Source organism: Streptomyces sp. NPDC047108 (assembly GCF_040643575.1).
GTDB lineage: Bacteria > Actinomycetota > Actinomycetes > Streptomycetales > Streptomycetaceae > Streptomyces.
The window spans coordinates 24824-38909 of sequence record NZ_JBEYUP010000033.1; the positions used below are offsets into that span (position 1 = coordinate 24824).

Below are 14086 nucleotides of genomic sequence, written 5' to 3' on the forward strand. Positions count from 1 at the left end.
GGGAGGCTGTCATGTGCGGCTCTCCTTCACTACGGGGCGGGACTCGGCGCGCTCCTCGGTGCGGTGATCGGCGCGGGCCCCGACACGGTCCATGGCGGCGCCGATCGCGCCCGCGATCGCCGACGGCGTGAGCCCGATCTCGGCCAGCACCTCACTCCGTTCGGCGTGGGCGAGGAACGCCTCGGGGACGCCGAAGGTGCGGACGGGCAGATCCGTCCCGGCGTCGCGCAGGGCCCGGTCGACGGCCGAACCGACCCCACCCGTACGGCAGTTGTCCTCCACGACCGCGACGAGGCGATGGCGCGCCGCCAGCCCCGGCAACTGCGGGTCGACGGGCCGGACCCACCGCGGGTCCACCACCGTGCAGCGGATGCCGCGCGCCTGGAGCAGGTCGGCCGCACCCAGGCAGACGGGCGCGAGCGCGCCGACGGAGACCAGCAGGACGTCGGCCGGTGGCGAGCCGTCCGCCGGGCCTCGGAGCAGGTCCATGCCGCCGATCCGGCCCACGGCGGGAACGGGCCCGCCCACGGGCTCCTCGGGGAACCGGACGACGGTCGGGGCGTCGGCCACGTCCACGGCCTCGCGCAGTTGCTCCCGGAGACGGTCGGTGTCGCGCGGCGCCGCGATCCGCAGGGAGGGAACGACCTGGAGGATCGACAGGTCCCACACACCGTTGGCCGACGCGCCGTCGGTGCCGGTGACACCGGCGCGGTCCAGGACGAAGGTGACGCCGCACTTGTGCAGGGCCACGTCCATGAGGACCTGGTCGAAGGCGCGGTTGAGGGACGTGGCACCGACGGCGACGACGGAGTGCAGACCGCCGGTGGCCAGGCCCGCCGCGGAGACCGCGGCGTGCTGCTCGGCGACGCCCGCGTCGTGGACGCGGTCGGGGAAGGCCTGCGCGAACTTCCGCAGGCCGACGGGCCGGAACATCCCGGCCGTGATCGCCACGACGTCCGGGCGGTCGGCCCCGATCCGCACCAACTCGTCGCCGAACACCGACGTCCAGGAGGGTGCGCCGGGGTGCGGCAGCGGCCGGGGGATCAGCGGGTCCACGGCGTGGACGGGGCCTGCGTCCTCCTCGGAGGCGGGAGGGCCGCCGCGGCCCTTCTCGGTCAGGCAGTGGACGATGACCGGCCCCGTGAACCGCTTGGCCCGTCGCAGAGCGGACTCGAGGGCCTCGACGTCATGACCGTCGACCGGTCCCACGTACTTCAGGCCCAGGTCCTCGAACAGCCCCTGCGGGGCGATGACGTCCTTCAGCCCCTTCTTCGCGCCGTGCAGCGACCCGTAGAGCGGCTGCCCGACGAGGGGCGTGCCGCGCAGGACGCTCTTGCCCCAGGCCAGAAGGCGCTCGTAGCCGTCGGTCGTGCGGAGGGTGGCGAGGTGGCCAGCGAGACCGCCGGCCGTGGGCGCGTACGAACGCTCGTTGTCGTTGACGACGATGACCAGCGGACGGTCCTTGGCGTCGGCGATGTTGTTGAGCGCCTCCCACGCCATGCCACCGGTCAGTGCGCCGTCACCGATGACCGCGACGACGTGGTCGTCCTTCTTCCGCACCTGGTTGGCCTTGGCCAGGCCGTCGGCCCAACCGAGCACCGTCGAGGCGTGGCTGTTCTCGATGACGTCGTGCTCGGACTCGGCGCGCGACGGGTAGCCGGACAGGCCGCCCCTGGCCCTCAGCTTCGAGAAGTCCTGACGGCCCGTGAGGAGCTTGTGGACGTAGCTCTGGTGACCGGTGTCGAAGAGCACCCGGTCCTTCGGGGAGTCGAAGACGCGGTGCAGGGCGACGGTCAGCTCCACCACCCCGAGGTTCGCCGCGAGAGGGCCGTCCGGCTCCGGCACCGCACCGAGGAGGAACTGCCGTACGTCCTCGGCGAGTTCGTCCATCAGCTCCACGGGAAGCGCCCGCAGATCGCCCGGTTCCCTGATGTTGTCCAGCAACGACACGTCCGGCCACCTCGGTTGTCCGTGCTCTCAGCCCTCGGTGACCCCGGATGTCCGCAAGGGACGGCCGGGGCCACCGTGGATTCCGCGCATCTCGCGGGTCGTGCGCAGGGGGATGCCCCGGATCACGCCCCGTGGTTTCCGCTGACGCCGTCCCGCACCGCGCGCAGCGACTCCTTGAGCGACCCCATCGTGGCGAGCACGGCCGTGGGTTCGTAGCCGCAGTGCGCCATGCAGTTCGCGCAGCGGTCGTCCTTCCCGCGGCCGTACGCCTCCCAGTCGGTGTCCTCGATGAGCTCCTTGTACGTGGGCACGTACCCGTCGGCCATCAGATAGCAGGGCCGCTGCCACCCGAAGATCGAATAGTTGGGGATCGCCCAGGCGGTGCAGGGGAAGTCGGCCTTGCCCTCGAGGAAATCCAGGAAGAGAGGGCTGTGATTGAGCCGCCAGCGCCGCCGGTTCCCGCCCGCGAAGGACTTCCGGAAGAGTTCCCGGGTCTGCTCCACGCCCAGGAAGTGCTCCTGGTCGGGCGCCTTCTCGTAGGCGTACGCGGGCGAAATCATCATCTGGTCCACGCGCAGGTCGTCATTGAGGTAATTGAGCACCTCGACGACGGTCTGCGGGGTGTCGGTGTTGAAGAACGTCGAATTGGTGGTGACCCGGAAGCCGCGGCGCTTGGCCTCCTTGATGGCCGCCACCGCCTCGTCGAACACGCCTTCCTTCGCCACCGATTCGTCATGCCGCTCCCGCAGGCCGTCGATGTGCACCGCGAAGGCGAAGTACGGCGAGGGCTCGAATTTGTCGATCTTCTTGCGCAGCAGCATGGCGTTCGTGCACAGGAAGACGTACTTCCGGCGGGCCACGAGCTGCCGGGTGATCTCGTCGATCTGCGGATGCATCAAGGGCTCGCCACCGGCGATCGAGACCATCGGCGCCCCGGACTCCAGCACGGCACCGACCGCCTGCGCCACCGGCATGCGCTGCTTGAGCACCCCGGCCGGGTGCTGGATCTTTCCGCAGCCTTCGCACGCCAGGTTGCAGGCGTAGAGCGGTTCGAGTTCGACGATCAGGGGAAATTTCTCGCGTCGCCGAAGCTTCTGTTCAAGGAGATACGTCCCGACCCGGATGGTCTGGCGGAGCGGCATGGCCATCTAGCTCACCTCCTGGGGAGCAGTAAGAACGGTGCCATTCGAAGAAAGCCGGAAGGATGGCCCGCAATACGCGGAAAGCCGATATTCCACCGCGCAGCGTCCCGATACGGACGAGCTCATGCTCTGGAGCGTCCACGACCACCCGGACGGCCGCAACCGGACGGGGTCCGGCCAGCACCGCACTGCGCAGCGTCACCGCCGATTCCATGTCCACCGCGATCGCCCCGCCCGCGGCCAGCTCGGCCCGCTCCGCACCCCGTACGACGTGGTCGGATCCGGTGAGCGGGCCGGTGTGGATGGTGCGGCCTGGCCGGGTCCCGACGATGTCCGCCAGGGCCTTGGCGAGGATGCCGGGACCGGTGCAGGCCGTGTTCCCGTCCCGGTCCCGGGTCTCGTCGGCGACGACCACGTCCCCGGGGTGCATACCGGGCGCCAGCCCCGCGCAGAAGCCCGTGGCGATGACCGCCGCTCCGGCCGCCGACGGGGCCCCCAGGGCGCCGGCGACGGCCCTCTCGGCGGCCTGCGGGCCCATCCCCGTGCGCAGGACGGTCACGGGCCCCGGCGCACCGCTGTGGTCGCCGCTGCGCAGCGCGAAACGCTCGATGCCGAGCGCGCAGGCGATCAGCAGCGGTGCCGTGCCGGGGGCCGCGGCCATCAGGACCCCTGGCGGCGCGGATCGATGGTGGAGAGCGGCTCTCCGTGGAGGTAGCGGCCCAGGGCGGTGAGCGGGAAGACGTGCCGGTAGAGGTGGTAGTTGATCGAGAAGTCCCAGGGGAAGCCGGTGCCGGTGAAGTACGGCTCGTCCCAGGTGCCGTCCTCCCGCTGGGTCTCGGCGAGCCAGGTCACGCCGCGCTCCACGGCCTTGCCGTCCCGCTCGCCGGCCGCCAGCAGCGCCATCAGCGCCCACGCGGTCTGCGATGCGGTGGACTCGCCGCGCCCGATCCAGTCGGTGTCGCGGTACGAGCGCTGGTCCTCGCCCCAGCCGCCGTCGTCGTTCTGGACGCCCTCCAGCCAGGCGACGGCCCGCCGGACGGCTGGGTGCGCGGCAGGAATCCCTACGGCGGTGAGGGCGGGGACCACCGACCCGGTGCCGTAGACGTAGTTGGTGCCCCAGCGGCCGAACCAGGCGCCGTTCTCCTCCTGTTCGGCCAGCAGCCAGTCGACACCGCGGCGGGTCCGCGCGTCGGCGGCCATGCCCTCGTACGCCAGCATCTCCACCACGTGCGCGGTGACGTCGGCGGACGGCGGGTCGATGACCTCGCCGAAGTCGCAGAACGGCAGCCGGTTGGGGAACGGGCTCGTGTTGTCGACGTCGAAGGCGCCCCACGCTCCGTTCTTCGACTGCATGCCGAGGTTCCAGCGCACCCCGCGCCGGACCGCGTCGTCGACGCGCCGCGGGTCGGGGTGGCGGACGCGGCGCAGGGCGAGCACGACCTCGGCGGTGTCGTCGATGTCGGGGTAGTTGTCGTTGTGGAACTCGAACGCCCAGCCGCCCGGCGCGAGCCGGGGCCGCTTCACGGTCCAGTCCCCGGGGCGTACGACCTGCTCGCTCAGCATCCAGTCCGCCGCCTTGACCAGGGCGGGGTGGTCGGCGGGCAGACCGGCGTCGGCCAGCGCGATCGTGGCCAGGCAGGTGTCCCACACCGGGGACTGGCACGCTTCGATCATGCGGGCGCCGTCCTCGCGCGGAACGGCGAACCGGTCGAGCGACGCGAGTCCCGCGCGCAGGACGGGGTGCTGGAGGTCGTAACCGAGCAGGTGGAGGGCGATCACGGAGTAGACCGCCGGGGGCTGGATACCGCCCCAGCAGCCGTCGTTCTCCTGCCGCTCCACGATCCAGCGGGCGCAGGAGCGCAGCGCCGCCCGCCGCAGGGGCCGCACGGCGACCTTGTGGTAGGCGTGGAGGGCCCGGTCGATGCGCTGGAAGAGGCCGTCCCAGGTGGCCGCCGGGGCCATCCGGCGCGGCGGGTTCGGCTCGGTCGGGTCCGTGTGCAGCTCATCGAGCGTGAACGGCGCGGACCGTACGGGGCGCAGCGCGGAGACGACGGTCAGCGGCACGATGGTCTGCCGGGCCCAGCAGCCGAAGTCGTAGATGTTGAGCGGGAACCAGGTCGGGAGGTAGATCATCTCGGGCGGCAGTTCGGGGAGGTCGTCCCACTTCCACCAGCCGAAGAGCGCCAGCCAGATCCGGGTGAAGACGCGGGAGGCGGCGATGCCTCCCTGGGCGCGCACCCATGCGGCGCAGGCGGCCATGTGCGGCGCGTCCGGCTCGTGCCCGGCCAGGCGTAGCGCCACGTACGCCTCGATGGTGGCGGAGAGTTCGGCGGGCCCGCCGTGGAAGGTGGCCCAGGTGCCGTCCTCGCGCTGCTGGGAGCGGATGAAGCGGGCGGCGGCCTCAGTGGTCTCCGCGTCCCGGATGCCCAGGAATTGACGGAGCATCAAGTCCTCGGCGTCCATGGTGACGTTGGTCTCCAGGTCGCCCTTCCACCAGCCTTCGGCGTCCTGCCGGGCGAGCAGGTACTCGGTCGCGCGTACGGTCGCCTTCTCGGCGGCGCCGCGGACCGGCGGTGCGTCCGTGCCTGGCGCCGAGGGTCCCGGGATCGCCCCGGATCCTTCCGTGCCGGTGCTGTCGTGCGCGGCGTCTCCCGATGCCGGGCGGGGCGGTACGGCTCCGCCGTCCGTCGTCGCGGTCATGGCTTCCCCTTCGTGCAGCGCGTCTCGTGAGGTGCGTCAACTGCTGTGCTGGGGCGTGCCGTCGGCCGGTGCCCGTCTGGTCAACGACGAACGGGACCGGCCGGCGACGGCGACTCATATGAGGCGGGGGCGCATCATCTCGTCCGCACGACCACGAAGTCCGCGAGCGCGACGAGCTGGTCGCGGACGTGTCCGGGGATCTCCACGCGGTCCAGCGCCCCGACGGCGGTGGCGTGCTGGCGGCGGGCCTCATCGGAGGTCCAGTCGCGGCCGCCCGCCTCCTCGATGAGGGCGGCGCGGGTGGCGAACGCGTGCTCGTCGAAGTTGGCGAGGTCGTGGCTCTTGGCGTCCTTGGCCAGGAGTTCGGCGAGCCTCTCCGACGCCTCTCCCCCGGCGTCCAGCGCGGCCACGACCGGGAGGGACTTCTTGCGCTGCCGCAGGTCGCTCCAGGTCTGCTTGCCGGTGGCCTCCGGGTCGCCCCAGATGCCGAGCAGGTCGTCGACGGCCTGGAAGGCGAGGCCGAGGTGGTAGCCGTACGCCTCCAGCGTGTCGGCCAGGTGGTCGTCCGCCCCGCCGAGGACCGCGCCGATGGAGCAGGCGCAGGCCAGCAGCGCACCGGTCTTGTTGCCCTCCATCTCCAGGCACTCGGTGACGCTGACACGCTCACGGTGCTCGTAGCTGATGTCCTGGGCCTGGCCGTCGATCAGCTTCCGGGTGGCCGTGGTCAGACGGCGTGTCGCCCTGCCTGCCTCGACGGTGCCGAGCTCCAGCAGGATCTCGTTGGCGAGGGCGAAGAGCGCGTCACCCACGAGGATCGCCTGGGCGGGGCCGTGCACCTTCCAGACGGTGTCCCGGTGCCGGCGCTGCTCGTCGCCGTCCATCAGGTCGTCGTGCAACAGCGAGAAGTTGTGGACGAGTTCGACGGCGACGGCGCCCGGGATGCCGGTCTCCGGCGGCGCGCCCGCCGCCTCGGCGGACAGCAGGGCGAGCGCGGGGCGCACCGCCTTGCCCCCGTCGGCGGCCGACGGGCGGCCCTCCGCGTCGATCCAGCCGAAGTGGTACGCCGCCACGGTGTCCATCGGCGGTGCGAGCCGGTCCACGGCGTCCCGGAGCACCGGCGTGGCGAGGGTCCGTCCGCGCTCCAGGACCGCCGCAACGCCCGCGCGGTCCTGGGCCGGGTTCTCCGAAGACACGGTCTCTCCTCTGTGTCCTGTGCTCGTGCTGGTACTGCTGGTCGTGCTCATGGTGCTCATGCTGCCTCCTTGGTGCTTCCCACGCCGAAGGCAGGGAGAGGAGTGACGTGCCGGAGGCCGAGTTCGGAGAGCGCCGCGCCCGCCGCGGTGACCCCGCTGCGGACGGCACCCTCCATGGTCGCCGGCCATCCGGTGTCGGTCCACGCACCCGCCAGGAACAGGCCGGGTGCGCGGGTACGGGTTCCTGGCCGGAGCCGTCCCACACCTGGTGTCGGGGCGAACGTCGCTGTCCGCTCCCGGGTGACGAAGAAGTCTCGCACCTGCGCGTTCCGGGCGGCCGGCAGCAGCCGCGCCAGTTCGGGCAGGTAGCGCTCGCGTAGCGTAGCGACTGGCGTGTCGATCTCGTCGTGGACCGCGGATTGCGAGAGGGCGACGTACTGCCCGCCACCGCCGAGACCCGAGGCGTGCGTCCGGTCGAAGACCCACTGCACGGGCGTGCCGAGCGCCGCGAGGAAAGGGCGGTCGAGCACGGTGCGGTCGTAGACGACGTGGACGTTGAGGATCGGCGAGGTGCCGATGGACAGCAGTTGGTCGGGCTCGTCCAGCGCCCCGTCGGGCAGCAGCCCTCGGGCCTCGGCCTGCGGTACGGCGAGGACGACGGTGTCGGCGTGCAGCTGCTCGGCGCCCGTGCCTTTGGCGCCGGTGGTGATGTCGACGAGCCAGCCCCGGTCGGCGGCGCGGCCGACGAGCTGCGCGCGGCCCTGCAGGACCGTCCGCACCTCCGCCTTGTCGAGGGCGGCGCGCGCCAGCGTGTCGTGGAGGTGCCCGAGCGGCACGCGGGCCCAGCCGATGTCGGCGGCGCCCGCCTCGGAGAGCAGCCCGGTCTTGAAGACCATGGCCGCCAGTCCCAGGGAGGCGTCCTGCGCACGGGCGTTGAGGGTCGCCACGCCGACGAGGTCCCACAGTGCCTCGACCGCGCGCTCCGACTGGCCGTGCCGGCGCAGCCAGGTCGCGAAGTCGGTGCCGTCCAGCGCCGGGTCGGCCGGGTCGAGCTTCTTCAGGGCGAGCGCGGCGCGCGCGACCCGGGCCCGCTCGGCGAGCGAGAGGTGCGGGTAGCGGGCGAGCCCGGCGGCGAGGTGGAGCGGTACGGGGAGCGCGGTGCGGTGCAGCCGCCCGAGCCGCCCCCCGCGCGCGTCGAGCACGGGCACGTCCAGCCGGTCCTGGAGCGGCGCGAGCCGGGTGCCGTCGACACGGTCCAGGAACCAGCGGTACGCGGTGCAGCAGCGCAGGAAGACGTGCTGGCCGTTGTCGACGGTCAGCTCCCCGGCCGCCCCGGTGCGGCGGAAGGAGAACGCCAGGCCGCCGAGGCGCGGGCGGGCCTCGACGAGGGTCACCCGCATCCCGGCGTCGGCCAGGACGAGTGCCGAGGTGAGACCGGCGATTCCGCCTCCGATCACCACGGCCGAGCGGCGGGTGTGCCCCGGTTCACCGGGTGCACCGGGGATGGCGGGCGTGCCGGACTCGGGGTGGCCGTCGCCGCCGGACACCGACCGCATCAGACACGCCTCCGGGACGTCTGCCGGGCGATCTGCCGCGCGTCCAGGCCGGTGAGGCCGCGCACCGCCACGTACGCCTTCTCCCGGCCCGGCAGCGAGACACGCCCGCGCAGCACGGCTTCCGGGTCGTGGGCGATGCGGTCGAGGAGCCGCCGGTAGATACCGGCCATGGCGGCGACGCAGGCCCCGCTGCGCCGGTCGAGCATCGGCAGCAGCCGGAAGCCGGTGGCGAACAGGCCCTGGGCGCGCCGTACTTCGAAGGCCACCAGCCCGGGGAAGTCCGAGCCGCGGGGTGCCTCCGTGCCGTGGAAACCGTCGGAGCAGCCGAACTTGGCGAGGTCCTCGGCCGGCAGATACGTCCGGCCGCCCGCGGCGTCCTCGCGGACGTCCCGCAGAATGTTGGTGAGTTGGAGGGCGAGGCCGAGCGTGTCGGCGTATTCCGGGGCTCGTTCGGCCTCCGGCGCGCCCGGCATCGTGCCGAACACGCCGAGCGACAGCCGGCCGATCGCACCCGCGACACACCGGCAGTAGACCTTCAGCTCGTCCCAGGTCTCGTAGGTCCGGCCGCTCACGTCCATCAGGACACCGTCGATGAGTTCGTCGAGGCCGTCCAGGGGGATCGGGAACTGCCGTGCGGCGTGGGCGAGGGCGACGGCGACGGGGTCGGTGTCGTCCGGGTCGACCGTGCCTTCGCGGATGCGGCCGAGCACGGCGCGCGTGGACTCCAGCCGGGCCCGCTTGACGTCGGGGGCGAGGTCGCCGTCGCCGATGTCGTCGACCCGGCGCGAGAAGGCGTAGAGCGCCGACATGGCGTGCCGCCTCTCGGTGGGCAGCAGCCTGATGCCGTAGGCGAAGTTGCGGGCCTGTGCTCCGGTCACGGCTTCGCAGTAGCGGTATGCGGCGAGCACCGGCGCGTCCGCGTCGACGGTTTCGTCCACGGTCCGCCTCACCCCTCTCTTCGCAGTGTCGCCCCCAGCTCGCGCACGAGGCCGAGCTTGGTGGCCTTGGGCGGTCCGGGGAGTACGTCGTGGCCCACGGCCTCGATGGATCTCAGTGCGGCGCGCCCGCCCGCGACGAATCCGGCGAGCAGCAGCCTCAGCCGGCCGCGGACGCTGCCCACGAGAGCGGCACCCTCGTCCAGCATCTGCCGGGCGCGGTCCGCCTCGTAGGCGATCAGGGAGCGCACCTCGGGGCTGCCGGTGGGCGCGGCGAGCGCCGCCTCGTCCACCCCGAAGCGCTTCATGTCGTCGGCGGGGAGGTAGACGCGGTCGCGGCGCAGGTCGTCGGTGACGTCCTGGAGGTGCTCGACGATCTGCAGCGCGGTGCATACGGCGTCGGAGCGGCGGACCCGCTCGGGGGTCGTGGTGCCGGTGATGCCGAGGACGAGCCGGCCGACGGGGTTGGCCGACAGTTCGCAGTAGGCCAGCAGGTCGTAGAACGTGCCGTAGCGGCCGACGCGCTGGTCCTGGCGGTTGGCGGCGATGAGGTCCAGGAACGGCTCGGGCGTGAGGCCGCAGCGCCGTACGGTCGCGCGCAGGGGCTGGAGCAGCGGATGGCGCGGGCCGCCGCCGGAGCTCGCGAAGACGCGGCGCAGGTCGGCCTCGAAGGCGTCGAGCAGGGCGAGACGGTCGTCGGCCTGCTCGCGGGAGAGGCCGAGCAGAACGGCGTCGGTGCCGCCGGGGGCGAGGTCGCCGTCGCCGATGTCGTCGACGAGGCGGGCGTAGCCGTAGATGGTCATCAGGTCGACACGCCAGGCGCGGGGCAGGAAGAACGGCGCCACGGGGAAGTTCTCACGCGCGGCCTTGTCGAGTACGGCACGCGCGTGGGCGTCCTGCGCGGGCGTCACCGCTGCCTGCCCTGCGCAGCGGTCGCGGCGGCGGGACGACGCCAGGGAGCGACGGCGGACGTGCCTCGGAGTCGGAGAGTACTCGTAGCCATGGCCGTCATATCTCCCGTTCTACACTGCCGACCCAGAACATCCTATTTCGGACACGCCGCCCGCTCGCCTGCGACGATGCCCGCTGTCGGAGCTGACACCGAGTCGGATACCGGCTTTCCCTTTTGCTGTGGAATGCACTGAATTGCCACGATTTGATGTCGGTACAGCCTACGCCGTACGACGCATTGCGGCTCGTCCGGGTGACCCATCGGTCCGTACGGCGGCACGGCCACGCCCAACTCGCCCAACGCTCAAGGTGAGTTGACGCGGCACCGACGGTGTGTCACGCCACACGGGCGGCCTATCGGGTGAGTCCCGCGGCGATGGCGGTGAGGGTGCGCTCCACGACGTCGTCGCGCTCGCCTGCGGGGAGCAGGGCGAGCGGCCCGTCGAGGATGAGCAGCGAGAGGCCGTGGACGCCCGCCCAGGCGGCGACTTCGGCAGCGCGCCGGCTCTCGGGCCGCATGCGACCCGACGCGAGGAGGGCGTCGAGCGCCTCCGAGAGCACCCGGAACGCCAGGAATTCCGGACTGTCGTCGGGCGCCACGAGACCGGTGAAGGCACCGGTCTCGTTCATGGGTGTACGGCAGAACGCGGTCCGGTAGAGGCCGGGCTGGTCGATCGCGAAGCGGATGTAGCCGCGCCCGATCGCCTTCATCCGGCGCTCGGCAGCCTCGCCCGGGTCGTCGTCGGCCGGGAGCGCGCGGGCGGCCTCGGCCATCGAGGCGGCGAGCGCCTGCTGACCGTGGAGCTTCACGGCCTCGAGCAGATCACCCTGACCGCTGAAGTGCCGGTAGGCGGCCGTGGGCGACACGCCGACGCGACGCGCGGCCTCACGCAGCACGACACGCTCGGGCCCCCCTTCGGCCGCGAGGTCGACGGCGGCCTCGACCAGCGCGTTGCGGAGGTCTCCGTGGTGGTACCCGCCCTTGCCGCCCCTGCCGCTCTTGATCGAACTCATACCTTCATCCTGCCCGATGTTGACGGCATTAACATCCTGTGCCACCGTCAATGTTAATGACGTAAACATCTCGGAGGCGATGATCGTGTTCGACCGCATAGCCGACCTGGCGCTCCGCCGGGCCCGGCTCGTCCTGACCCTGAGCCTCGCGGCCGTGGTCGCCATGGGAGTCATCGGCTTCGGAGCCTTCGGAAAGCTGCTGGGAGGCGGCTTCGAGGACCCCGGCGCGCCGTCCACCCGGGCACAGAAGGTCATCGACGAGAAGTTCGGCGGCGAGAGCAATCTCGTGCTGCTCGTCCGGGCCGACGACGGCCGCATCTCCTCCCCCGCCGCCGAGCGTGAAGGCCGTGCCCTGACCGCCGAGCTGAAGCAGGAGCCGGCCGTCGCGAACGTGATCTCGTACTGGGACTCCGGCGCACCCGCGCTCACCTCACGCGACGGGCACTCCGCGCTGGTGCTCGCCCACGTCAAGGGCGACGACACCCAGCAGGGCGACAACGCCGCCGCGATCATCGACGAGTACACCGGCGATCACGACGGCCTCACCGTCAGTGCGGGCGGTCAGGCGGCGGTCAGCGACGAAGTGCCCAGCCAGGTCGCCAAGGACCTGGCGGTGGCCGAGATGATCGCCGTACCGCTGATCCTGATCCTGCTGGTGATCGCCTTCGGCAGCATCGTCGCCGCGCTGCTGCCGCTGGTCATCGGGCTCGTCGCGATCGTCGGCACCTTCGCCGAGCTCTATCTCCTGGGCTCGCTCACCAACGTGTCGGTGTTCTCCGTCAACCTCACCACCGCGCTCGGGCTCGGGCTCGGCATCGACTACGCCCTGCTGCTGGTCAGCCGGTTCCGCGAGCATCTCGCCGAGGGCGCGGACGTCCCCGACGCCCTCCGGCACACCGTACGGACGGCCGGACGCACCATCGCCTTCTCGGCCGCGACCGTCGCCGCGGCCCTCGCCGCGCTGCTGATCTTCCCGCAGTTCTTCCTGCGCTCCTTCGCGTACGCGGGGATCGGCGTCGTGGCCATCGCCGCCATCGGCGCACTGCTCGTCACCCCGGCGCTGCTCGCCCTGCTGGGCCATCGCGTCAACCGCGGCCGCCTTCCGTGGGCCGAGACCGTCCGCAGCCCCGAGGCGCCGCTGTGGGCCCGCCTCGCCCGTACGGTGATGCGCCGCCCGGCCCTGACCGCCCTGCCGGTCCTCGGGGTGCTGCTGCTCGCGGCGAGCCCGCTGCTCGGCGTCACCTTCGGCACGCCCGACGAGCGGGTCCTGCCCCAGAGCGCGCAGAGCCGGCAGGTCGCCACGGCCGTGCAGAACGACTTCAGCGGCAGCGACGAATCGGCCGTGCAGATCGTCACGACGGGAGCGGTGTCCCCGGCGGCGCTGAGCGGCTACGCGTCCGAGCTGTCACGGCTCGACGGCACGGTCCGGGTCGAGACCTCGGGCGGCACCTACAGCGACGGCAGATCCTCGCCGCCCGGTCCGGCGAACGCGGCACTGGGTCGGCCCGACGCCCAGCGCATCACCGTCGTCACCGATCTGACGCCCAAGTGCGGCCCGGCACAGGACCTGGTCGAGGAGGTCCGCGCGATCGGCCCGCCCGCCGGTACGCAGACCCTCGTCGGCGGCACCGACGCACGGCTCGTCGACGCCAAGGACTCGATCTCGGACCGGCTGCCCGCGGCCGTCGGGCTGGTCGCCGCCACGACGTTCGTCATCCTGTTCCTGTTCACCGGCAGCGTCGTCCAGCCGCTGCGCGCACTGGTGCTCAACGCCGTCAGCCTGACCGCGGCCATCGGCGTGATGGTGTGGGTCTTCCAGGACGGCCATCTGGCGTCCTTGCTCGGCTTCACGCCCCAGCCGATGGACACCTCCATGACCGTGCTGATGTTCTGCATCGCCTTCGGCCTGGCCATGGACTACGAGGTCATCGTCACCAGCCGGATCAAGGAGCTGCACGACGCGGGGGCGGACACGGAGACGGCGGTGAGCGGCGGGCTCTCGCACGCCGGGCGGATCGTGACGATGGCGGCCGGGCTGCTCGCGGTCAGCTTCTTCGCCTTCGGCACGGCCGACGTCAGCTTCATCCAGATGTTCGGGCTCGGCAGCGGACTGGCGATCCTCATCGACGCACTCGTCGTACGCGGTGTGCTCGTGCCCGCGTCGATGCGGCTGCTGGGGCGGTACGCCTGGTACGCGCCGAAGCCGCTGCGCCGGCTCCACCGGCGCCTGGGTGTCACCGAGGGCGAACCCGCCCCGGACAGGACCCCCGTGAAGGTCTGACACGTCCCCGTAAGACGGATGAGGGCCCTGCCGGACGCGTGTCCGGCAGGGCCCTCATCCGTCGATTCCCGTGCGCGGGAGCCTACTTGGCCGACTCCTTCTCGTAGGCCTTGATGACCTCGTCGGTCGGGCCGTCCATCAGGAGTTCGCCCTTCTCCAGCCACAGCACGCGGTCGCAGGTGTCCCGGATCGACTTGTTGTTGTGGCTGACCAGGAAGACCGTGCCCGCCTCCTTGCGCAGTTCGCGGATGCGCTGCTCCGAGCGCTTCTGGAACTTCCGGTCACCCGTCGCCAGCGCCTCGTCGATCATCAGCACGTCATGGTCCTTCGCCGCCGCGATGGAGAACCGCAACCGGGCCGCCAT

The 14086-nt window shown here is 72.0% G+C and carries 10 protein-coding genes and 1 pseudogene; 1 reads left to right on the forward strand and 10 read right to left on the reverse strand.

All coding sequences use genetic code 11. The annotated features are described in order from the left end of the window. Positions 1–9: 9 nt before the first annotated feature. From dxs to ABZ822_RS31925, 9 genes are all read right to left on the reverse strand, one after another. Positions 10–1950 carry a 1-deoxy-D-xylulose-5-phosphate synthase gene (dxs, locus tag ABZ822_RS31885; RefSeq protein ID WP_360861834.1) on the reverse strand — a complete coding sequence of 647 codons (1941 nt, stop codon included), beginning with the start codon at positions 1948–1950 and terminating at the stop codon, positions 10–12. 122 nt (positions 1951–2072) lie between these two features. After that, a complete protein-coding gene (hpnH, locus tag ABZ822_RS31890; protein ID WP_360861836.1) occupies positions 2073–3098 on the reverse strand; it encodes an adenosyl-hopene transferase HpnH in 1026 nt (341 codons plus the stop codon). Continuing rightward, complete coding sequence (locus ABZ822_RS31895) at positions 3049–3753, reverse strand: 1-hydroxy-2-methyl-2-butenyl 4-diphosphate reductase (RefSeq protein WP_360861838.1); 705 nt, start codon at positions 3751–3753, stop codon at positions 3049–3051. Before ABZ822_RS31895 ends, hpnH begins: the two co-directional genes overlap by 50 nt. Further along, positions 3753–5792, reverse strand: coding sequence for a squalene--hopene cyclase (gene shc, locus ABZ822_RS31900; protein WP_360861840.1), 2040 nt, complete (start codon positions 5790–5792; stop codon positions 3753–3755). The genes ABZ822_RS31895 and shc overlap by 1 nt, the downstream gene beginning before the upstream one ends. A 134-nt stretch (positions 5793–5926) precedes the next feature. Continuing rightward, complete coding sequence (locus ABZ822_RS31905) at positions 5927–7036, reverse strand: polyprenyl synthetase family protein (RefSeq protein WP_360861854.1); 1110 nt, start codon at positions 7034–7036, stop codon at positions 5927–5929. Positions 7037–7041: 5 nt separating this feature from the next. Beyond that, positions 7042–8541: a hydroxysqualene dehydroxylase HpnE gene (gene hpnE, locus ABZ822_RS31910; protein WP_360861842.1), complete on the reverse strand. Its 1500-nt coding sequence runs from the start codon at positions 8539–8541 to the stop codon at positions 7042–7044. Then, positions 8541–9491 carry a presqualene diphosphate synthase HpnD gene (hpnD, locus tag ABZ822_RS31915; RefSeq protein ID WP_360861844.1) on the reverse strand — a complete coding sequence of 317 codons (951 nt, stop codon included), beginning with the start codon at positions 9489–9491 and terminating at the stop codon, positions 8541–8543. Before hpnD ends, hpnE begins: the two co-directional genes overlap by 1 nt. Continuing rightward, positions 9488–10387 (reverse strand): squalene synthase HpnC, encoded by a 900-nt coding sequence (hpnC, locus tag ABZ822_RS31920; RefSeq protein ID WP_360861846.1) that lies wholly within the window; start codon positions 10385–10387, stop codon positions 9488–9490. Before hpnC ends, hpnD begins: the two co-directional genes overlap by 4 nt. Positions 10388–10781: 394 nt before the next feature. Continuing rightward, a complete protein-coding gene (locus ABZ822_RS31925) occupies positions 10782–11441 on the reverse strand; it encodes a TetR/AcrR family transcriptional regulator (protein WP_360861848.1) in 660 nt (219 codons plus the stop codon). An 85-nt stretch (positions 11442–11526) separates the two neighbouring features. On the opposite strand from ABZ822_RS31925, the gene ABZ822_RS31930 reads away from it, so the two are divergent. Next, positions 11527–13722, forward strand: coding sequence for an MMPL family transporter (locus ABZ822_RS31930; protein WP_360861856.1), 2196 nt, complete (start codon positions 11527–11529; stop codon positions 13720–13722). 82 nt (positions 13723–13804) lie between these two features. Here ABZ822_RS31930 and ABZ822_RS31935 read toward each other — a convergent pair. Continuing rightward, a pseudogene (locus ABZ822_RS31935) lies at positions 13805–14086 on the reverse strand (ABC transporter ATP-binding protein); the annotation flags it as partial.